Source organism: Candidatus Hydrogenedentota bacterium (genome assembly GCA_035450225.1).
Lineage (GTDB): Bacteria > Hydrogenedentota > Hydrogenedentia > Hydrogenedentales > SLHB01 > DSVR01.
The window spans coordinates 18,404-39,919 of the sequence record DAOTMJ010000010.1; the positions used below are offsets into that span (position 1 = coordinate 18,404).

The 21,516-nt window shown below is 60.7% G+C and carries 21 protein-coding genes and 1 other RNA gene; 19 read left to right on the forward strand and 3 right to left on the reverse strand.

Translation table 11 applies throughout. From position 1 onward, the window contains the following. The first annotated feature begins 5 nt into the window (after positions 1–5). The 3 genes from P5540_07770 to ssrA all read left to right on the forward strand — a co-directional run bounded on the left by P5540_07770 (position 6) and on the right by ssrA (position 1,984). Positions 6–836 (forward strand): phosphonoacetaldehyde hydrolase, encoded by an 831-nt coding sequence (locus tag P5540_07770; GenBank protein ID HRT64713.1) that lies wholly within the window; start codon positions 6–8, stop codon positions 834–836. 149 nt (positions 837–985) lie between these two features. Further along, entirely contained in the window at positions 986–1,399 is a 414-nt protein-coding gene (locus P5540_07775) for a secondary thiamine-phosphate synthase enzyme YjbQ (protein ID HRT64714.1), read from the forward strand. A gap of 230 nt (positions 1,400–1,629) precedes the next feature. After that, positions 1,630–1,984: a transfer-messenger RNA gene (ssrA, locus tag P5540_07780) on the forward strand. 550 nt (positions 1,985–2,534) lie between these two features. Here the strand turns inward: ssrA and P5540_07785 are convergent. The 3 genes from P5540_07785 to P5540_07795 are packed head-to-tail and all read right to left on the reverse strand — an operon-like array spanning position 2,535 to position 5,039. Further along, positions 2,535–2,954 (reverse strand): hypothetical protein, encoded by a 420-nt coding sequence (locus tag P5540_07785; protein HRT64715.1) that lies wholly within the window; start codon positions 2,952–2,954, stop codon positions 2,535–2,537. Further along, positions 2,951–4,525 carry a recombinase family protein gene (locus tag P5540_07790; protein HRT64716.1) on the reverse strand — a complete coding sequence of 525 codons (1,575 nt, stop codon included), beginning with the start codon at positions 4,523–4,525 and terminating at the stop codon, positions 2,951–2,953. Before P5540_07790 ends, P5540_07785 begins: the two co-directional genes overlap by 4 nt. Continuing rightward, a complete protein-coding gene (locus tag P5540_07795) occupies positions 4,518–5,039 on the reverse strand; it encodes a DUF2924 domain-containing protein (GenBank protein HRT64717.1) in 522 nt (173 codons plus the stop codon). The genes P5540_07790 and P5540_07795 overlap by 8 nt, the downstream gene beginning before the upstream one ends. A gap of 443 nt (positions 5,040–5,482) precedes the next feature. Here P5540_07795 and P5540_07800 point away from each other — a divergent pair, with 443 nt between their 5' ends. The 16 genes from P5540_07800 to P5540_07875 all read left to right on the forward strand — a co-directional run bounded on the left by P5540_07800 (position 5,483) and on the right by P5540_07875 (position 21,492). After that, the gene (locus tag P5540_07800) at positions 5,483–5,866 is read left to right on the forward strand and encodes a helix-turn-helix domain-containing protein (protein ID HRT64718.1); all 384 of its coding nucleotides are present in this window, start codon (positions 5,483–5,485) and stop codon (positions 5,864–5,866) included. Further along, positions 5,863–6,573, forward strand: coding sequence for an ImmA/IrrE family metallo-endopeptidase (locus P5540_07805; protein HRT64719.1), 711 nt, complete (start codon positions 5,863–5,865; stop codon positions 6,571–6,573). The genes P5540_07800 and P5540_07805 overlap by 4 nt, the downstream gene beginning before the upstream one ends. Before the next feature lie 97 nt (positions 6,574–6,670). Next, positions 6,671–7,924, forward strand: coding sequence for a hypothetical protein (locus P5540_07810; GenBank protein ID HRT64720.1), 1,254 nt, complete (start codon positions 6,671–6,673; stop codon positions 7,922–7,924). Continuing rightward, positions 7,875–9,068 carry a hypothetical protein gene (locus P5540_07815; protein ID HRT64721.1) on the forward strand — a complete coding sequence of 398 codons (1,194 nt, stop codon included), beginning with the start codon at positions 7,875–7,877 and terminating at the stop codon, positions 9,066–9,068. Before P5540_07810 ends, P5540_07815 begins: the two co-directional genes overlap by 50 nt. A 202-nt stretch (positions 9,069–9,270) precedes the next feature. Continuing rightward, complete coding sequence (locus tag P5540_07820; protein ID HRT64722.1) at positions 9,271–9,615, forward strand: hypothetical protein; 345 nt, start codon at positions 9,271–9,273, stop codon at positions 9,613–9,615. Positions 9,616–9,805: 190 nt separating this feature from the next. Beyond that, positions 9,806–10,354 (forward strand): sigma factor, encoded by a 549-nt coding sequence (locus P5540_07825; protein HRT64723.1) that lies wholly within the window; start codon positions 9,806–9,808, stop codon positions 10,352–10,354. Between the two features lie 126 nt (positions 10,355–10,480). Further along, positions 10,481–10,807, forward strand: a complete 327-nt coding sequence (locus tag P5540_07830) for a hypothetical protein (GenBank protein HRT64724.1) — start codon at positions 10,481–10,483, stop codon at positions 10,805–10,807. Continuing rightward, the gene (locus P5540_07835) at positions 10,804–11,820 is read left to right on the forward strand and encodes a PD-(D/E)XK nuclease family protein (GenBank protein ID HRT64725.1); all 1,017 of its coding nucleotides are present in this window, start codon (positions 10,804–10,806) and stop codon (positions 11,818–11,820) included. The genes P5540_07830 and P5540_07835 overlap by 4 nt, the downstream gene beginning before the upstream one ends. A gap of 20 nt (positions 11,821–11,840) precedes the next feature. After that, positions 11,841–12,587, forward strand: a complete 747-nt coding sequence (locus tag P5540_07840; protein HRT64726.1) for an ATP-binding protein — start codon at positions 11,841–11,843, stop codon at positions 12,585–12,587. A 12-nt stretch (positions 12,588–12,599) separates the two neighbouring features. Then, positions 12,600–13,100 carry a DUF669 domain-containing protein gene (locus P5540_07845; protein ID HRT64727.1) on the forward strand — a complete coding sequence of 167 codons (501 nt, stop codon included), beginning with the start codon at positions 12,600–12,602 and terminating at the stop codon, positions 13,098–13,100. Then, positions 13,100–13,561 (forward strand): ERCC4 domain-containing protein, encoded by a 462-nt coding sequence (locus P5540_07850; protein ID HRT64728.1) that lies wholly within the window; start codon positions 13,100–13,102, stop codon positions 13,559–13,561. Before P5540_07845 ends, P5540_07850 begins: the two co-directional genes overlap by 1 nt. 12 nt (positions 13,562–13,573) lie before the next feature. Continuing rightward, entirely contained in the window at positions 13,574–15,250 is a 1,677-nt protein-coding gene (locus P5540_07855; GenBank protein ID HRT64729.1) for a DNA cytosine methyltransferase, read from the forward strand. Next, positions 15,247–17,481 carry an AAA family ATPase gene (locus P5540_07860; GenBank protein ID HRT64730.1) on the forward strand — a complete coding sequence of 745 codons (2,235 nt, stop codon included), beginning with the start codon at positions 15,247–15,249 and terminating at the stop codon, positions 17,479–17,481. Before P5540_07855 ends, P5540_07860 begins: the two co-directional genes overlap by 4 nt. 8 nt (positions 17,482–17,489) lie before the next feature. Further along, positions 17,490–20,105, forward strand: coding sequence for a toprim domain-containing protein (locus P5540_07865; GenBank protein ID HRT64731.1), 2,616 nt, complete (start codon positions 17,490–17,492; stop codon positions 20,103–20,105). A gap of 476 nt (positions 20,106–20,581) precedes the next feature. Then, a complete protein-coding gene (locus P5540_07870) occupies positions 20,582–21,262 on the forward strand; it encodes a hypothetical protein (protein ID HRT64732.1) in 681 nt (226 codons plus the stop codon). Next, entirely contained in the window at positions 21,259–21,492 is a 234-nt protein-coding gene (locus tag P5540_07875; GenBank protein HRT64733.1) for a hypothetical protein, read from the forward strand. Before P5540_07870 ends, P5540_07875 begins: the two co-directional genes overlap by 4 nt. Positions 21,493–21,516 lie beyond the last annotated feature (24 nt).

Genomic DNA, 21,516 nt, shown 5'->3' on the forward strand with positions numbered 1-21,516 from the left:
TGTGCATGGAATTCTATTTTCAGCGTTCGTATCGGGGGCCGTTGAAGGCTGTCATCCTCGATTGGGCCGGGACGACGATGGATTTCGGGTGCCTGGCGCCCGCCGTGGTGTTTCGCGAAATCTACCGGCGTTTCGGCGTCGAAATCTCGATGGAACAGGCGCGTGAACCAATGGGCGCCCACAAACGAGTCCACATCGCCCAAATCGCGCAAATGGAAGCCGTCAGAGGAAAATGGCAGGAAGTCCACGGCGCGCCGCCCACGGACGACGATGTCGAGCAGATGTTTCAGGCATTCATTCCCGCGCAGTTGAAGGTTCTCGCAGACTATGCCGACCTCGTACCGGGGTGCCTCGATGCGATTGCGGCGTTCCGCGCCCGCGGACTCAAGATCGGTTCGACGACCGGCTACACCCGCGAGATGATGGACCTGCTCCAGGCGGAGGCCGCGAAACGCGGCTATACGCCGGACGCGACCGTCTGCGCAACGGACGTGCCGGCGGGACGACCCGAACCATGGATGTGCCTCATGAACGCGATGCGCCTCGGCATTTATCCGATGGAAGCCATCGTGAAAGTGGGCGATACGCTGCCGGATATTTACGAGGGACTCAACGCGGGCATGTGGACCATCGGACTCGCCATGACGGGCAACGAGGTCGGCGTGTCGCTCGAAGAACTCGACGCCATGGAACCGAAACTCAAGGCGGCCAAACGGCAACGCGCCTATTCGCGCATGGCGCAGGCCGGCGCGCACTACGTTGTTGACGGCATCGCCGACGTGCCGCCGCTGCTCGATGCCATCAACGAACGCCTCGCGCGCGGTGAGCGCCCCTGAAATCGCATTGAACGACCACAGGGAAGACAATGAACAAAAGGACATAAAAGACGCAAAGGACAAAAAGGACAGTCTCGCAATGGACGAGGACTGCCGCATGAACGGCGGCGGCCGAACATGGGTTGGCGGAAAAAAGGAATGGCGGCACAGTGAAAACGGCAACAAAATATTTGTGGTTCAACACGAAACAGCAGCGTGAATACATCAATATCACCGATACCGTCCAGGAGATCGTGGACAAAAGCGGCATTCGCGAGGGAATGGCGCTGGTCAGCGCGATGCACATTACCGCCGGGGTTTATGTGAACGACGCCGAGTCGGGACTCATCAAGGACATAGACGAATGGCTCGAGCGTCTCGCGCCGTTCGACCCGAATTACCGGCATCACGGCACGGGGGAGACAAACGGCGACGCACACCTCAAAAGCCTGCTCATCCACCACGAGGTCATCGTGCCCGTCACGGAGGGAAGACTCGATCTGGGGCCGTGGCAGCAAATCTACTACGCCGAATTCGACGGACGCCGCCGGAAACGACTGGTCGTAAAAATCATGGGCGAATAAGAGACGATCAGACGGCGTACCCAAAAATCAGAATGATTTCCCCATCCAGCACGGAAAATGGTATAATTATACTGCTTACACGGTACGCATGCCGGTGTGTGGAGCCGGCATCGTTATACAGTTGAATCCGTTTCCCGGTTGCCGGTCCATGGTTTATGCAGTTCATGACATCCGATGACCGGGAGATGCGTCCGCGCCCGTGGTTCAATCCTTCCCACCCGCATTTTCGTGGGGGCGACAAGGTTTCGACGGGGGTGAAAGACGCGTGAGTTGCATGCCGAGGTCCCCGGTTGGCCTCGTAAAAAAACCGGGAAAAACACAACTGCCAACGAACCATTGGCACTTGCCGCCTAATTAGGCGACACGTCCTGCCGTTGACCGCCTGCTAGACGGACAGGGCGCCGACAGCGGGTCCCGCCCCGGTCGCGGCGCATAGCCGGCAAGCGGGTATTCAGTGCACCTAGCGGTCCGTGATGCCGCGCCTGACGACGTCACGGATGGCGAATCCCAATCGAAAGGCTAAGCATGTAGATACGCACGCCGAAGCGCCTTCGGACGGGGGTTCGATTCCCCCCGCCTCCACCATTCTTCTCTTCGCAACTGCGCTCCTTCGGAGATGATCTCCGCAGGAGCGTTTCGCGTTTTCGGCCAATATTCGCGGGCTTTCGCGCGTTCGACGCCCCCGCGAAAACCGGACTTGCCCCCGCACATCTTCGCTCTATTCGGGCACATTTCTCCCCGGTTTTCTCTATTCTCTCCAATAATTCTGGACTGAGTCCGGAATTGCCGTTTGGCGTAATCCCTTGTATTTCAACCAGATACAAACGTGACATTTTTCGTAGGTTGCGAACGGGATACAATCGGTGTCGCCGGAAACAGGGACGAAAAGCAAGTTCACGAACCCACGTCCGGTTTTGAATACGCCTCACCCCCGTAAACAAAGGCTAAACGCATTCCGGCGAGAAGCGTTCTCAAGTTGGGCTTCCTGGGGTGGAAGCGATTCTTAAGCAGGCTTCCTCTTGGGGCGTATTTCCTGCTCAAAAAGAGCCTCCGGGCGAACCGGGCAAGACAGCAAAATGCCGGAAGCTCAGGGGGCGGCTTCCGGCATCAATATTGAAGGTGATCAGACTGGCGGTTACGTGAACCCGAGGGCTTGGCGCTGCTCGTCCCAGTCGTATGACAGAACCTTGACAAGCTTCATGTACGACAAGCCATCGGGTTCCCGGCCGTCCAGGATGGCTTGGGTGATGTCCGGGGCGAGCGTGGCCAGCCGCAGAACCCGGGCGACATACGACGGGTCTTTCTTCACCGCCGCGGCAAGCTGGCCGGTCGATTTGAAATGTCCGTTGTCGAGCAGCCGGGTCCAGGCGTGTGCGCGGGCCAGGATGGAAACCAGCCGTTCCTGATTGGCGGGGCGATCATCCGTGGAGGCGCCATCCAGCCCCTCCGGTGCAATGATAAGCCTGCGTCCGCCGCGCCTCCGCACAAGCATGGGCACATGAATCAGCAAGCCACCGTCCTCGGTTGGCCTGATAGTGACTTGTCCTTCGGTCATGATAGTTCTCCGCGTCGCCGCGCTTCGTCGGCGTAGGCAGTCAGGTCGGAGACAAGACCCGCGACACCGACGGCCTTCAGTTTCAGGTCTATCCCGTCCAACCACACGGTGATGCGCTCGACCAACATGTGGACAAGGCGGTATTTTTCCGCGGGGAAGAGCACCTCCCAGAGTTCCTCGAGCGTGCCAAAGGCTTTCGCGACATCGTGTTCGGTGATGCGCTCCATGCCCAGCCCGCCAAGTTCCCGCTCGACCTGGTCCAGCCGTCCACCAATGGATGAGGCCTTTTCGTTGAGGGTCATTATTTGACCTGGATCGCCTCCCGCCCTCACAAACTCGACCGCCTTGTTCTGGATGGCGGCGAGTTCTTCCCTGAGCCGGGCGCGTTCATCATTCCACCGTTCGCGATCCGCGTCCTCCTGACTTCGCGCGGCCATGAACGTCCTCGCGACCAGCGCCGGCGTGCGAAACACCGCCCCGATCTGTTCAACGACGACCTTCTCGATTTCTCCCTTGGGGACGCGGCTTACCGGGCAGGCGCCAGCGCCGCGTTTATGAGCGGCTTGGCAGAGGTAATAATGCACTTCCCGTCCCTGTCCCTTTGTGTAGCTTGGACTCATGGCTCTGTCGCAATGCCCGCATCGTATCAAGCCTCGCAGCGGCGAGTCCGTGGTGATCCTTCGTGAGTGACATCTCGTGCGATGGTTGTTGTCGAGCAACGCGCGGGTTCGCTCCCAAAGCTCCTTGTCGATGATAGCCTCGTGTTCACCCTGATAGACGTTGCCGTTGTGATTGACCTCTCCCGTGTAAACCTGATTCCAGATCACCCGGCGAATCGCCCCTATATCCCAGGCATGGCCTTCCCGGTTCTTTCCTTTCTTCGTTTTCCATGCCTTGGTAGCCACGCCATCGGCGTTCAGTTCACGCACGACCTGAATCGTGGAACTCGTCTGATAGAAGCGCTGGAAGATACGACGCACGACGGCCGCTTCCGCTTCATTGACCACGAGCCGTTTGTTCGCGCGGTCCACGTCGTATCCGAGGGGCGGCGGGCCGCCGCACCATTTTCCGTGCCGCTTGGCGGCGGCTACCTTGTCCCGGATACGCTCGCCCGCGATTTCCCGTTCATACTGCGCGAAGGACATCAGGATGCCCAGCATGAGCCGTCCAGAGGAATCGGTGGTGTTGAATTGCTCGGTGACCGAGACGAAGCTGACGCCTCGTTCCTCGAAGAGTTCGACCATGCGGAAGAAATCCAGCAGCGAACGGGACAGCCGGTCTATCTTGTAGACGACGATGGTGTTCACTTCGCCCGCGTCGATATCCTTGAGAAGCCGTTTCAGAGCCGGGCGTTCCATCGTGCCACCGGAGAAACCGCCGTCATCATACTGACCGGGCGCCTTTACCCAGCCACGAGCGGCCTGGCTGCGGATAAATGCCTCGCACGCTTCCCGTTGGGCATCCAGTGAATTGAAATCCTGTTCCAGACCGTCTTCATGGCTCTTGCGGGTGTATATGGCGCAGCGGAGCACGGTCTGTTCATTTCGCGAATTACGACCTGTCTCACGCATTCCGCAGTTTCCTCTTGCAGCTCCTGATACGAGGCAAACCAAAGAAATCCCGGCCGCTTCGCTTCATTCCCGTTATGGTTTCCGATACCGCCGTCAGCGAGCGGTAGACCTTTCCCTTGTAAAGGAATCCGCGTTCGACTACTGTCACTTCGTATTCGATTCCGCGCCAGCGGCGTCGGAGACGGGTTCCCGGAGCCAGTTGCGCGCCTACGGTCTTTTTCTCCGGCTTCTTGGCGACGCTCGCCAACGTATCCGTTTCCCCGAGTTCCACAAGACGCTGATTCGCGCGTTCGTTCAGACCGCCGTAGTACATCTCCTGGATGCGATAGGCCAGTCTCCGTACAAGGTGCTGGCGGTTGTATGCGGGCGGCTCGGTGCCATTCAGTTCCCGCCATTTCTCACGCAACTCCGGGGTCTTCATTTTGGCCAGTGCGGCCAACTGCCGCAGGACCGTTCCCCGCAGACGCGCGTTCCCGTTCGTCCCGGCTTCTATCTCCTTGTTTTTTGCGTTCATTGAACCTCCTTCAACGTTGTTTCCGGTGGTCATGAACGCTTCGTTCGGAGGTCGAAATCAAGTCCATTTTTGGAGAACGTTTATCTCTTTTTCTGGTATCCGACAGGTTTCTCTTAGCTCGAAGGCGCAGTACCCCAGCCGCCAGAATCGAGGCAACGACATTGAGCCCTTGCGGTTCATGCGGCTCCTCGGAATGCTTTGGTTGCAGACGTTCGGGCATTGGTCTCCTGGTCCTGATGTCGGTTGTTCCACGGGTAGTCGCGATATCGACCCCCAAGGGTTATCTACCGGCGAGAACAAGAAACTGACGGAGTTTACGCAAACGGACGCCGGGGCTTGACAACATGCGGTTCAGTGTGTTTATATATTCCTCAACACCCAGGATGAGACACCCAAATGTCTCGGGGTTGTTTGGCCCGACGGATGACAGGAAGCGAGTGGACATGACGGGAAACATTGAGTTTGGAAAACGCATCCAGGAACTGCGGAAAAGGAAGATGGAGACCGATCCATCTTTCTCGCTCCGCCAGTTTGCGGCCAAGGTGGGCATCAGCCCCACGTTCGTGAGCAAAATCGAGAATGGCGAGTTCGACCCTCCCAGTGCGGAGAACATAAAGAAGATGGCCGCGCTTTTGGAATGTAATGCCGATGAACTGCTCGCTCTGGCCGGCAAGGTCGATCCGGATATCGCCGAGATCATCCGAAAGAAACCCAAAGCCCTCGCCGACTTTCTTCGCGTCGCTCACGGCCGAAGCGAAGAAGAGATCCGCAAGATGACGGCTCGCATGGTGAATCCGGAGGAGAAGGGAGATGCAGAAAAGCAGTGAGCCGTCTTCATTCCGTCAAGTACATGCCAAAGCAGCATATCGAGAGAGCGGCCGAAGCGCTGATTCACTTATATGCGCGCCAGTACGGCCTCCCGGACGATGCGCCGGTACCGGTGGATGCCATTCTTGAGTGTTCACTGGGGCTGACGCTCGAGATCGGCGATCTGGCCAATCGGCTTGGTTTGAATGATGTGCTCGGCGCTACGTGGATCGAGTCACGGACCGTGATGATCGACCAGACCTTGGAGCCGACGGACAACCCTTCCAAGGAAGGTCGTTTCAATTTCACGCTCGCACATGAGGTTGGCCACTGGGAACTCCATCGTTTTCAGATCTGCGATCCTCCCGACCAGCCATCGTTGTTCGATTTTCAGACCGAGCCGTCCATCGTCTGCCGGTCCAGCCAGTCCAGGGAACCGATGGAATGGCAGGCCGATTGTTTCGCGGGGTACCTGCTCATGCCCGAGGATCGCGTCTTCAAGACTTGGGCACAGGTCTACGGATCATCCGGACAATACGTTGCTTTCGAGGAGATCGAGCAACTGAAGGATCGGTGGGGTGAAAAGCGTCCGACGGTCAAGGTCGCACGGGAGATGGCAAGACGGTTCAACGTGTCCGGCCAAGCGATGCAGATTCGCCTGGAGAATCTGAAGCTCGTTCTGCCCGAGAAACCGGAGCCGGATTTGTTTTCGGGAGGCTGGGAATGATCCCGGTTCTCTCTTTTTTTTGGCTTGAGTGTTTAGTGTTTATTTCACTCTATCAGCCGTGAGTGCGGCTGCCACAACATGAAAGGAGATTCTGCTGATGCGGAACGCGTTCAATGAGAGCATGCGCAAAGTCGGCGCCCCACTCGCGGAGTTCTGGGAAAACGACTTGGAACTTGGTCTGGAGGATATTCTTCGGCGACTGAGCAATGATGGACACCTGTCCGAGTGGGCCGGAAGTCTGAATGGGCGATGCGCGGCGATTCTCTGCCGGAACCTTGGTCTCGCGGCAGAAGACACCATACACACGCGGCGCGCGGCGATACAGGCGTGCAACGGAACCTTGACCCCCTATCATTTGGTTGCCTGCTTTGCCAACCGTCAGTCCAGCATCGCCGTTGTCGAACTGGCTCAGCGGCGTCTTCCCAAAGAGGTCGTCGAGCAATGCCGGGTGAACGATGAGAAATTTGACGTGCCCGCTCTTCTGTTCGCGCTCTACCGGGAAAACCCGATGCTGCTGCGTGACGTATTTCACCTGAGCAAGATACACCGCAAGGGCTTCGCCCGGATGGAAATGAGTACCCAGGCGCGAAAACCCGCCGACCGAACCTTTGAAGACTACCTGCGTTCGGACGATGTCCGTGGAGCGTTGCGCCAAGCGGACAGTTCTCTTGCCGACGGACATACGAGCGAGTTTCGGGACGTAATCGAACTGAACGGCAGACTCCTTGTCTTCGTTCGCCGCGCCGAGCGCCCCGAGCATATCGTCCACGAAAACAAGATCATCCACGGGCACCGTCCCGAATGGATCATTCTGGATTTCGAGGATGGCGCCAAACGTGTCAACATCGCTTCACGCAGCATCGCCGAGTCCCTGGAACTCGCCAATCAACTGGCGTCCGGATATTTTGGCAAGGAGGTCTCCTACGCCAATGAATCCGAAGTGACATATGCCAAGCAACTGGAACGCCTGCTGGCTTGCCTGAAGGAGGGCCAGGACGAAAAGATGACATTCGTGGAACTGATCTTCACAAATTCGCCCCTCGATGGTTCGCCAAAACTGAAGATCTCCGACCAGAAGGCCATCGGCCCGGCCATCGCGCACTTCGAGTCGGTGATAGGCGGCCTCCTGGAGCACTTGAGCAATATCGAGAGCATCAAGGTCTGCTTCGCCAAGAAACGCGTGAGCGTCATCTTCGAGCGGGATGAGGAACATGAGGATGACGAGTTTGTCGTCCGCTATTCCGACAACCGTTTGAACGTATTCGAACGCCAGGAATTCGAAAACCACATGAGGAAAACCTATGGCATCCCCATCCTCTCGACGGAAAAACGTTTCAAGAAGCAGTCCTGATCTTCTCGACAGACTTCTGGCCGACGGTGCGCGAGCCGTTCCATCCAGTGAGCTTCGCCAAGCGGCGGCGCCGCTGGAGAAGCTGGGAATCCTGGCGCTGGAGGAACGGCAATATGTCCGCTGCGCCAACGCCGAGGATATTGAGGACTTCCGCTTCGTCAAGAACCGTAATTGCCGCGGGCGCATCTATATCGAAGAAGGGTTCGACCTCTATGGCGAGGACTACAAGTGTCCGGATTGCGACCGGCGCATTCTACCCGGCAGAAAGAAGCGGTATGACGAACTGCGGTTTAGCATCGTGCCGGAGGGAGTCAAGGCCTATGTCGAATCCGCGCTTGAGCGGACGGGGCTTCCCTGGAAGGAGAAGGCGCCGTGGGTCTACCGCATCGAAATTGGTGGTGAAGACATCTGGCTATGCGTCGTTGATTTCTGCGAGTCGTGTCAATACATGACGCGTGAATGGGCGGTTGCGAACAAGAACAAGGCACTGTGGCTTGTCGTCAATCCGCGAGGCAAGGTGGAACGTTTTCTCAAGGAAGACTGGATACCGGTTGTTGCGCTGGCCGAACTCCTGAGCGGAGACGCCGAGATCAAGTCGCTCCTTCATGCCAGGGCCACATCTCCACCACCAAGCAATCTCGGTAATTCATCGTTGCCGATCTACACAAAGGGCAGACGTCATCCGGCTTCTTTCGAAGTGGAGATGCCCCCGAATCCCGACCGCTTATTTGTGGTGCGAATGAGCGATCGGGAGGTGTTCGTGAATGGATTTCAAGTAGTCGCCAAGCAATCAAGAACGGCGTACAGTATCTTCAACATCCTGTACAAGCGTTTCCTGGCCAGATTCTCTGACGAAGCTGCGGACGAGGACTCGACTGCCATTCCCACGAAGGACTTGTGTTCCCTCCTCTATGACGAAACGGGAGATGAGCCTGCCTCGGATGAGTCGCTGAGCAAGGCGATTGGCCGTATTCGGAAGAACATCGAGACAGCGGTCAAGAGAAACACGGGTATGCCCATCGATGAATGCGACGTCATCGAGACCGTTCGATGGAAAGGTAAGGGCGATGGTGAATATGGCTATCGTTTGAACCCGGTTTCGGTCGCCATCCGTCCCCCGATACAACCCGAAACCGAGACATGACCGGTCAAATTTAGACCTGTCCGGTCGGAAGCAATGTGCCGGAGAAGAGTCCCGATAATGCGGACTTTTCTCCGGTTTTGTTTTTGAGACCCGTCCGGTCGAATCCAGACCTGCCCTGCAGGTGGGTGGCGTTTTGCCCGCATGATTTCACCCGTAACACGGCGAAATGGCGCCAGCAAAACCAAACATCTGGAGGTAAGACATGACGGTTCAATCGACAATGAAGAATCCCACCAAGCGGGAACTGACCCGCGCGCGCCGAAACCTGCTCGAACAGATGCAGGCTCTCAACTTCGGCCGCATCAGGAACATCCAGGTCATCGGCGGAGAGCCCCGTTTCACGCCCATGACGAAGATCGAGCGGCAGATCCGTTTCGGCGGGGACAATCAGCCCCGGCCCGAAGCCGCACTGGAGGATTTCGCCCTCAAGGACAAGGTCGTCGAACTCTTCGACGCCATTGAGCGGCTGGGCGATGGACTCATCCTGAAGTTGGAAATCAAGGGCGGATTGCCCTTCGACATGACTGTCGAAGAGCAGGCCGTCTAGGCCGGAAAAACAAACCAAGGCATCAGACAAAGGACCGGACGCCAAGCGGAGGCCGTTGTGGATGTCGCCGAACCGAGAGATCGGTTGATTGCGGCGATTCCATTTCGGCCTCCGCTTTCTGTCTGTCCGTCCCTTTCACGGTTCGCGCCGGCATCCACGCGACTCCCTCCCGTCCGGGAAGGAGCGCGAAATGCATCACCAGAACAAGTACCACGAATTGGGCGACTACGCCCATGACCTCATCAAGAACAAAGCCCGTCAGATCATCGGCAAGGCCGGATTCACCAAGTCGGATTGCGGAGATATCGAGCAGGAGCTCGCGATGGATCTCCTCGCGCGCCTGGAAAATTACGACCCAAGCAAGAGCAAACGCAGCACGTTCATGGCGCGCGTTGTCGATCACCGGATCGCGACTCTCATCGAGGAACGTCGCGCTGGCTGCCGGGACTGGCGGCTATGCCAGGAGTCGTTGGACGACCCTGCATGGCGGGAAGACGATGACGGAGCGCCGCGCGGTGACTGGTATCCCGACCCATCGGCGGCGGACGGCAATGACATTGCGCTCACGCTTGATCTGCAGGCCGCGCTCAATGCTCTTCCCAGCGACCTGCGCGAACTCTGGGATCTGCTCCTGAACACGAACATGCACCGTATCGCGCAAGACACGGGCATACCTCGAACCACCCTCTACTACCGATTGAAGCGGCTCCGCGATGCCTTGAGTGCCGCGGGACTATGAGCGAAGCGCCGTAGGCCCCGACAGTTTCCGGATTTCTCCGGTAAGTAACCAGTGAGCGGTGTCAACGCGGCGCCGCTCAACGCCGAGGCCTCGGGCGAAACACAGGAATCTCAGAAGGGAGTACCCATGAAAAATCAAAGCTACCGTTACCGATTCGCCCGGGCGGTGCCCGCGCGCGACATCGAAGAAACGCTCACGTTGGCCCTGATGGCCGTCGAGAGCCTCCACGGTCGGGCGCGCGTCCGGATGGATGGTCGTTTCCGGCTGGACAAGGACCGGCGCATCTGTCTTATCGACGCGGGAACGCGCATCGGCGCGGACCTCGCAAAGATCTTCACCGGCTATGTCACCCGCGAGTATGGCGAGAAGGCCGTGGACATCACCCGTGAATCCGCGCATGCCTGCTCGGGACAAGGCGGTTGCCGCACCGCGGCGGCGGGAGCGGCGGTATGAGCGAGAAGATGCGCACTACCTATTCGATGTGGTCCGCCTTCCGCAACTGCCGCAAGGCCTGCGAATGGCGGTACCTGAAGGAACTCGCACCGCTGGAGAGCGACCACAATCTGGCGTTCGGCGCGGTGATACACGCTTGTCTCGAACTCTGGCACCGCCATCGCGACCTCGACCGCGTGCTCGAACACCTTGATCGCACGTACGCAAGCCGGTGCGGCGACGAAAAACTTCTCGCGGAGTGGCACCTCGCCACGGCGATGGTCAAAGCCTACGCCGCGCGCTATCCCGAGGAGGACTTCGAGATCGTCGCACTGGAGAAGGGCTTCGAGGAAAAGATCGTCAACCCCGCCACGGGCGCGCCCTCGCGCAGTTTCTCGCTGGCGGGCAAGGTGGACGGCATCGTCCGTAAGGACGGCCAGTACTTCCTGCTCGAACACAAGACGGCCTCGCAGATCGATTCCGGCTACCTGGAACGGCTCTGGGGCGACTTCCAGATTCAGCTCTATTGCTGGTACATCGAGCAGACCTTCGGCTGGCGCATCAGCGGCGTCATCTACAACATTCTCGCCAAGGCGAAACTGCGCCAGAAGCAGGGCGAAACCGAGGCCGAGTATGAGGCGCGGTGCGCGGAACTCATCGCCAAGTCTAAAACAGGCAAGACCTCCGCGAAACGCCGCGAGCCGGAAATGGACGAGGAGTTCCAGACGAGGCTGGCCGAGTGGTACGCGCAGCCCGACGCTTTCCACAGGGAAATGCTGTTCGTCAGCCGCGACCAGTTCGACACGCTTCGCGCGGAACTCTGGGAACTGACGCGGTCATTCCTCGACGCGCGCCGCCGGGGCGTCTTCTACCAGAACACTTCCCAATGCTTCACGTACGGCCGCCCCTGCCCGTATTTCGCACTCTGCCGCTCGGGCGGCAGCCCCAACGTCATCGAGAACTTCTATCGCCGCGAGCTGCCGCACACCGAACTGCGCGACGGCGAGAACACCCTGGACAAACCCGCTTTCTGACCCCAAAGGAGACTCATGCCATGCCCTTGCCGACAGCCAAAACGCCCGCGAAACGTTCGCTCAGCGACGTTTCCATTCTTCTCTACGGCCCCTCGAAGATCGGGAAGAGCACGTTCGCGTCCCAGGCGCCCGATGCCATCTTTATCGCGACCGAGCCAGGCCTGAATGCGCTCGAAGTGTATCAATACCCCGTCACGAACTGGGCCGAGTTCCTGGAGGTTTGCGGGGAACTGGCCAAGGGCGATCACCCGTTCAAGACCATTGTCATCGACACTATCGACATCCTCTACCGGCTCTGCGCGGAGCATATCTGCCAAAAGCGCGGCGTCGAACACGAATCCGACGGTTCGCACGGCAAGATCTACGGGCTGATCAAGAACGAAATCTACCGCGTCCTGACGAAGCTCGCCCACCTACCCTATGGCCTGATTCTCATCAGCCACTCGCAGGACCGCGACCTGGAAACGCGCACCGGGACCGTCACGCGCACGGTGCCGACCTTGTCGGAGTCCTTCCGGCAGATCGTCATCGGCCTCGTGGACCTCATCCTGTACTGCGATGTCCAGGTCGAGCAGGCCGAGGACGGCACCCGCCGCTACCGGCGCGTCGTGCGCACCAAGCCCAACCCCAATTACGACGCGGGCGACCGCTTCGGCTGTCTTCCCGAAGTCATGGACCTCAGCTTCCCGGCCTTCGCCAAGGCCTTTGAATCCCCCAAGCAACCCGCTGCTCCGGCGGTCGCCGGACCGGCCAAACCCGCCAAGTAAGGAGATACGCCCATGGAAACGAACGGTTTTCCCAACGACGAACAGCATGACGAATTCGACCTGGCCCAATACGACGACGACTTCGCCGGCGCGCCGGTCGAGGAGAAGGAATTCGAGGAGCCGCCCGACGGCAAGTACCAGGTGCTGGTGGACAAGGTCGAGATGGCCAGGTCCAAGCAGACCAACGCGCCCATGCTCAAGTGGCAACTCAAGATCGTCGGGCCGCGCTGCGCAGGGCGCTATCTCTTCCGCAACAACATGATCGCCAGTCCGGAGAACGTGAAGTGGCTCAAGAACGATCTCGCCACGTGCGGGATGGACGTACAGAACCTGAAACTTTCCGACCTGCCCAATCGCCTGGGCGAACTCCTCGACGTGACGCTCGAAGTGCAGAAGAAGACCAACGGCGAGTATGTCAACGTCTACCTGAACAAGCGTATTCACATTGATTTGCCGTCCAGCCACGCGGCGAACGGCGGCGAAGACGCTACCGGGGAGTTCCTGCCGTTCTGATGGACAGCCGCATCCCCATCATCACCGACACGCGGGAACAGGAGGCGTATGCCTTCGATTCCCAGCGTTTCTCCACGGTCCGCCGCGCCCTTCCCGCCGGGGATTATTCGCTGGATGGCAGCGAAACGCGGGTGGCGGTGGAACGCAAGTCCATGCCGGACTTCGTCTCCACCGTCATCCGCGCCCGGAAACGGTTCCACGCCGAGTTGCGGAAGCTGGCGGAATACGAATTCGCCTGCGTCGTGGTCGAGGCGTCGCTGCGCGATGTTCTCGAAGGCAGCTACGGCACGGGCGCGCATCCGAACGCGGTTTTCGGCGCGGCCATTTCCATCTGCGTGGATTGGGGCATTCCCGTCTACTTCTGCGGCGACCGCCAGACGGCCCGGCGCTTCACCGAGGACTATCTCGAACGGTGCTGGCGGGCCATTACGAACGCGTCCTTGGGTGAGGCAACGCAATGAAAGAAGCGACTCATGAAACAGATTACATTCGGGAGCGTGTGCTCGGGGATCGAAGCCGCCAGCGTGGCCTGGCTGCCGCTGGGTTTCCGGGCGCTCTGGTACTCCGAAATCGAGTCCTATCCCTGCCGCGTGCTGGCGCAACGCTTTCCGGAAACGCCGAATCTGGGCGATATCACGCGTCCGGAGTTCACGGGCTGGGTGGCGGAATTCGGGCGTCCGCGTATCATCGTCGGAGGTACGCCCTGCCAGGCGTTTTCCGTCGCGGGACTGCGCAAGGGGCTGGCCGACGATCGCGGCAATCTCACCCTGCGGTACGTGGAGATTTGTGATGCGATTGGTCCGGATGTGTGCGTTTGGGAAAATGTCCCAGGAGTGCTCTCCTCTGAGGACAACGCCTTCGGGTGCTTTCTCGGCGCTCTGGCCGGAGCCGACTGGCCCTTCGAACCCGGTCCCCGCCCCGATCTGGGAAAGAGCAGCCGCCTCTGGCGTTGGAATCGAACTCAGGGGCGACACATTCCGCGCTGGTCAGGCGCTGGTTTTTGCGGCGGACCCCGGCGCCGCGCGGCATGGCGAATTTTGGACGCGCAATATTTCGGAGTGCCCCAACGGCGCCGCCGTGTCTTCGTTGTGGCATGTACTCGAGCCTCCGGGGTCGACCCCGCCGAGATACTTTTTGAGCGCGAAAGCCTGCACGGGAATCCTGCGCCGGGCGGACCGGCGTGGACGCCAGTTGCCCGCGCCGTTACGGCGAGCACTGGAGGCGCAAGCGCAAAAGAGCAGCAATTGACGTTCGTCGGGGCCGATGGTTCGCCCCTCAATGCCCTGGAAACGGCCCACGCCCTGCCCGCCCGTCACGATGGCAGTGAAGACGGCACCGGGCGCGGCATCCCGCTCGTTACCTCGGCGGTCACCGCCAAATGGGCAAAGGGCACTGGAGGACCTTCGGGCGATGAATGCCAGAACCTCCTCTCATGGCCCAAGCGTATCGCGCCGTCGCTCACGGCCCGGTTCTTCAACGACCAGGGTATCGACAACCAGCACGTGAACGGCGGCTGCGGACTCTACGTCCCGGATGCGCTTCCGGATGTTCTGGCCTTCGACTGCAAGAACGACCCGGCGCCCGGCGCATTGTCTCCGCCGCTGCGCGCCATGGGGCATCTGGAAAGCCATCCCAACGGCGGCGGCCAAGTGGCCGTGGCCGCGCCCATTCTCGAACCCGGCTCGCGCACGGGTGTCTCGACGGACGACATCCGCTGCGGTGACGGCATCGGCGCGCCCGGCGATCCCATGTTCACGCTCCAGGCTGGACGCCAGCACGGCGTCATGGTGCATTGGGCGCAGGGCGGCGGAGATGTCGAGGATGGCACCGCGGGCGCACTGCGCGCGGAGGGAGAACACAGCTACCAGTTCCTGCGCCAGGAAATGGGCGTGCGCAGGCTGACGCCGCGCGAGTGCGAGCGGCTGCAGGGCTTTCCGGATGATTTTACGCTCGTCGACTGGCCGGACGCGCACCGTCCCAAGGACTACGAGGACATGACCGCTTATTTGATCGCCTCTGGATGGCCGGAGGCAATCGCACGGGGACTCGCGAAGACACCCGATGGGCACCGGTACAAGGCGCTCGGAAACAGCATGGCCACACCCGTAATGCAGTGGCTCGGCATGCGAATCGGAAAGGCATTGTCATGAAACGTTCACCATCCATCCTTCGGGGAAATATTGAGAAGGTTTTCTACGCCGGGCCGAAGTTCTCGGCGGGCCGACTCCGCGATGAGGACGGAAGATCCCGCTCCTTTGCGGGCAACCTCTTCGCAGTGGAAGGGCAGCACGTGGCGCTGGCCGGGCATTGGGAGACCCATCCCGACTACGGCCAGCAGTTCAAGGTCGACCATGTCGAGGTGGAGATGCCCGGCGACCCCGAGGGTCTGGCGCGCTACATCGCGAACCATCCCGAGGTGAAGGGCATCGGTCCGACACGCGCGGCGAAGATCGCGCATGCCTTCGGAGAAGACTTCGAGGACGCGCTCCTGCATTCACCGGAGCGCATCGCGGAGGTCGCGAAGGTCCCCGTTTCCATCATCGAGAATTTGCGCGCGGTCTGGATGACCTCGCGGCGGTTCAACGCGGTGATGACATGGCTGTCGGCTTTCGGGCTGACGCATCATCAGGCGGGAACGCTCATCGAGAAACTCGGCAACAATGCGCAGGCCGTGTTGGAGGACAATCCCTACCACATCCTGCGCGAGATCAAGGGGCTGGGCTTCAAGAAGGTGGACCAGATCGCCCGCAAAATGGGCACGCCCAAGGAACACCAGCCGCGCATCCGGGCGGGCATCCTGCATTGCGTGCACGACGCCGTGAGCCAGGGCGACTGCTGGGTCGAGTGCGAGGACCTCATCGACCGCGCCAACACGTTGCTCATCATGGATTGCCTGGACAGCCGCGAGCGTATCGAGAAGGAACTCGACGCGCTCATCCGCGAAAACCAACTCGCGTGCGCCGATCTGGGCGGACGTCTCGTGGCGGCGTTACCGTTCATCCATGAACAGGAAACAATGCTGGCCCAATGGTTCGCCCAAGGCGCGGAAGAGGTCGCTCGCGTTGACGTCCCTGACCTGGATACCGTACTCGAGCGCGTCTGCCCCAGCCTCAACGCCAAACAGGCGCAGGCCGTGCGGACGGCGTTGACCCGGCGTATCAGCCTCATCTCCGGTGGCGCGGGCGTCGGCAAGAGCTTCTGCGTGTCCGCCATCGCGGCAGCCAGTGAGGAACTGGGACTCGATGTGGCGCTGACGGCGCCCACGGGTAAGGCCGCCAAGCGTATCGAGGAACTCTCCAGCCGCGAGGCCAAGACGATTCACCGCCTGCTCGGTTACGACGGAAGCGCCTTCGCCAAGGGACCGGATGACCCCATCGAGGCGGACCTGCTCATTGTGGACGAGGTCTCGATGACGGACGTGTCGCTGGCGTGGCATCTATTCCAAGCCATCGACCTCAAACGGACCGCCGTGGTGCTCGTGGGCGACCATAACCAGTTGCCGCCGGTCGGTCCCGGCAACATCCTGCGCGATCTCATCCAGACGCGCGCCGTGCCCACGACCATCCTCGACGTCTGCGTGCGTCAGGCCGGCGTGCTCAAGGAGAACTCGGCGGCCATCCTGACCGGTGACGTGCGCAAGACCAGCGACAAGCGTCCCGACGGGCGTTGCGCGTGGTACCTCGTGGACCAGTTCACGGACCCGATGGGCGTGGACAAGTGCCTGCGCGAACTCTTCGAGAACGTGCTCGAGGAGAAGCTCGGCTTCGATATCCTGCGCGACGTGCAGGTGCTCACGCCGACACACAAGGGGCCGCTAGGCACGACGGCGTTGAACGAACAGATACAGCGGCTGGTACAGCGGAAACGCTTCGGCGTGGAGGTCCCGCCGCATGCGGCGAACCGGCGCGCGCCCCTGTATCCCGGCGACAAGGTCATCCAGATTCGGAACAACTATGACCTCGGCGTGATGAACGGAGCCGTGGGATTCCTCATGGAGATATTGCAGGACGGCACGCATCTCTTCGAGTTTGACGGGGTTCCCGTCACCATCAAGAAGAGCGACCAAGCGCTGCGGGATATCCAGTTGGGGTACTGCCTTTCAATTCACAAAGCGCAAGGCAGCGAGTTCCCCTGCGTCATCACGGTGGTCCACAAGGCGCATTCGTTCATGCATCACCGGAACCTGTTCTATACCGGCGTGACCCGGGCGCGGACCTCGGCCATCATCCTTGGCGACCGCTGGGGCGTGCGCAACTGCGCGGCCAAGGTGCAGGTGGACGCGCGCAAGACGTTTCTGTCCCAATTCCTGCGGGTGAACCGTCCGGCCCCGGCGGCGGCGCCGTGGGAATCGGAGGATCTTCAAATCGCCGCGCAAGGGTAGGTGCGGCGATGCCCCGGTTGAAGAAGGAATATATCGAGCAGGCGAACGCGTCCGACATTCGCGAGGTCTGGACGCGTCTCGGCCTGCCCGGCGTTCGGCCAGGCACGGCGTTTCGTTCACCCTTCCGGGAGGACAAAAAGCCGTCGTGCCAATTGGCCGGCGGGAAGAACATCTTCTTCGACCACGGGACGGGCGAGCGTCTCGATCCCATCGGGCTGGTCCGCAAGGTACGCGGATGCGACTTCAAGGAAGCGGTCGCATTTGTGCTGGGACGGCCTCTCGACGAGCTTTACGAGCAGGCGCAGCGTCCCGCACGGAAGAATGCCGCGGGCGGAGGTTTTCCGCCCGGTGAAGCGGCATCGACGAAGGGTGGAGGTTTTCCGCCCAAGGAAACGGTGGCGAACGGCGGAGGTTTTCCGCAGGACGCCATCGAAGAGTTGGCCAGGGTGCGCGGTTGGCGGCCCGAGGCCCTGCGCGCCCTGGGAGCGGTGTCCCGCAATGCCCAGGCCCCGCGCGAAGTACACTTCCCGATGCGGGATGCGTCGGGAAACGCCGCCGGGTTTCGGCGGCGGCGCAGCGACGGTAAGGCGTTCTCGAACGGCTCCAAAGCGCTTTCGAGCAAGGGTTCGAAGAACAGCCTGCTCTGTCCCTGGCCCTTTCCGGAGGACGATGGCCGCCAGGTTCTGGTGGTCGAGGGCGAAGCGGACGCATGCGCGGCCCTGTCGGCGGGTTACGCCGCGGTGGTGGCCACTCCCGGCGCGAGCGTGCCCAGGGAGGTGGTGACCGCGCTGCAGAAACTGCTCGCCAAGCGCGAGGTGGTTCTCTTCCCCGATCCGGACGAGGCGGGGCGGCATTGGCTGGAACGCGTGGGCCGCGCGCTCGCGAACGCCCGTTGCGCGGTGCGGTTCGTTCCGGCGGACGATGCCGACCTGGACGCGCGTCTGCGGCAGGAGAAGAATCCGCGCGAGGCATTGGCGGCGCTCATCAAGAACGCCTCCCTGTTCGTGACGGGGGACAAGAATCCGGCCCAGCGGCCCCAGAGCGGATTGCCGCCGCTGATTCTGCCCAACGAAGCCCACGGGGAACGCCTGAGCGACACGGCCAGGATGCTGTTTCCCGTGGTCGCGCCTAAACACGTCTTCTTTCATCGCGGAGGAAATATGGTGGAGATTGCCAACATGAACGGTGACCCTGAATTGTACATCCTGAGTTCCGACGCCTTCCGGTCGCGGGTCGAACGGCATTTCGAGGTGCTCGTGTACCGCTCCGGACCCAACGACAGCCTTGTCCTGAAGCCGACGGTTTGCCCGCGCGACACGGCCAAGGCGCTCATGGAAACGCTCGAAGCACGCGATGACCTGCCCGTCATCGCGGGGATATCCGGCTGTCCGCTGATTGACTCGGACGGGCGCATCATTGGTAAGGGCTACGATCCGCAAAGCGGGTGGTTCATCGCCAGCGGCGAAACCCCGCTTGATGTGCCGCTCGATGAAGCGGCGTCCGCGCTTTCCGCGCTGCTCGACGACTTCGATTTCCTCTGTCCGGGCGACCGGAGCCGGGCGCTGGCCTCGTTCATCACGCCCGCGCTGCGCTTGGGTGGCATGCTGAACCTTGTGCCGTGCGATGTGGCCGAGGCCAATGCCAGCCAGTCCGGCAAGACCTACCGGCAGAAGGTGGTCGCAGCGATCTACAATGAAATACCGCGCCTCGTCACGCAGCGGCAGATGGGCGGCGTCGGTTCCTTCGACGAATCGCTCTCGGCGCGCCTGTCCGAGGGCCGCCCCTTCATCCAGATGGACAACCTGCGCGGCAAGCTCGACTCGCCGAACCTCGAAGCCTTCATGACCTCGGAGCGAGCCTTCCCGGTCCGCGTGCCGCACCGGGGCGAGATGATGATTGACCCGTCGCGGTTCTTCATCTTTGTGTCGTCCAACGGCTTCGAGACCACGCGCGACTTCGCCAACCGCTCATCCATCATCCGCATTCGCAAGCGGCCGCAGTCAGCGTCGTTTCACGAGTACCCCGAAGGCGACCTGCTCGCGCACGTGCGCACCCGGCAGCCGTATTATCTGGGATGCGTGTTTGCCGTTGTCCGGGCGTGGCTGGCCGAGGGCAGGCCCCGGACGCGGGAGTCCCGGCACGATTTCCGGGACTGGGCCTGCGCGCTCGACTGGATTGTCCAGAATCTGCTGAAGGCCGCGCCGCTCATGGACGGCCACGGCGATGCGCGTGAACGCGTCAGCGACCCGGGCAAGGGGTTCATCCGCACGATGGCCGCGCTCATCGAGACGCAGGGCAGGCTCGGCCAGGAATGGACTGCCTCGGAGCTGTATGAGCTTGCCGAGGAAAACGACATCCCCATTCCGGGCCTGAGAAACTGGAACGAAACCTCGGGAAGATGTCGTGTCGGTTCCGTATTCTCCAGGGTATTCAACGGCGCGGGGCAGATAGAACTCGAAGACTATCGCATCATACTCGGCCAAAGGGATGTCTGGCGGGCGCAATATTCCGATCACAAGGTGCAGAAGTATTATCGATTTGAACGTATCGACGCCCCCAGACAGGCGCCCGAGTCCGCCCCGGAATGCGCAGGCGACGATGACGACGATCTGCTCCCCTTCTAGACCAAGATCGACTGTCTGACCAAGCCTCTCTAGCACTTCCCGCCCAAGGCAATCCCAACGTCTCGGGCGGCTTTTCCATGTCTGTTTGCAGCACCACTGTGCGTCTGTTTTGACCGTTGGAAGCCCATTCCCTGCCCAATCTGGCCATATTTTCCCCGCCTAAATGACAATCCGTCATAAGCCATTGCATTCCAATGCGTTGCGCTATTTTGCACCGATTCCACCCCACCCAGCACATAGCCCCACCCAATATGTAGAACTCTCTACAAATCGTAATATGAGATGAGTTCATATTACGATTTCAAGGAAGTTATGGGTGTTGAGTGGGTCAGCGTGGACCGATTCCTGCCGCCCCGGATGCCACAAGGAATTCCTCACATCGCAAGCCCCGCGCAAGCGGCCTTCGTCAGTCTCGCCATTCCGCCGGTAAGTAACCCTCGGAAGAAACATAAATCCCCTCTTCCGAGGAGAATGCCATGACAGAGACACATACCGGCGGTCCCTGCTTCGTCTCGACCGCCCTCGAACTGCACCAGGCCGGACTGCGGGATGACGAGCCGCGAGACATCTTCATCGGCGACGTCTGCTATCGGCGCGTGGACCCGGAGTACTTCGCATGGCTTCGCGGCAGAATGGAATCCGCGCGGCGGCGATTCGAGGCGGGCGGTCTCTCGCAAACCGCATGGGAGGAACTGAGGAGCCGCTTCAACAGATTGCAGGAATGGGCCATCGGCCAGTATGGCCACGCCGCGCTCAAGGCGGTCATCCGCGCATTCAACCCGGCCAGCTACATACCACCAGCCAATCGCAAACCAGAGCCGGAACCAGAGCCGTTCCGGTTCCCCAAGGAAGGCGATTACCGTTTCGAGCGCACCATTGCTCCCGACGCATTGGCTAAGGTGGATGCCATCCGCGAACAGGCCCAGGCGCTCGGATGGTCCGAGGCGCGGCTTTATCAGAACAGGGGGCGGTTCGTATTCCCTTGCGGTCAGGACTGGGGTCTCGTGTGTTTCGTTGGGCCAAAGGATGCGCTGGGCCAGATCACGGAAACGCATATCGAGATCGTCCACGACTGGAACGGCGCCCGCAACACGCTTCGCTTCGCCAACGCGGACGTGTGGCCGCCGCGCATCCCGAAGGAGACCGTCGCGGTATGACGACCTCCTACGCAAACGCGCGCGATACTCTGCCGCCGGAATTGCTTGCCGAGGTGCAGAAGCACTGCACAGGCCTTGTATGGATTCCCTCGCCCAAGACCTTCTTGCGCGAACGGCGGCAACTCATTCTCACCCTGCGCGGGGAAGGCGTGCCCACGAACGAGATTGCACGCTTGGCGGGTATCACCACGCGGCGCGTTAACCAGATTCTTGCCAAGGGACCGCGCTGATTTCCGTCAGTTCGGCGGCGGCTC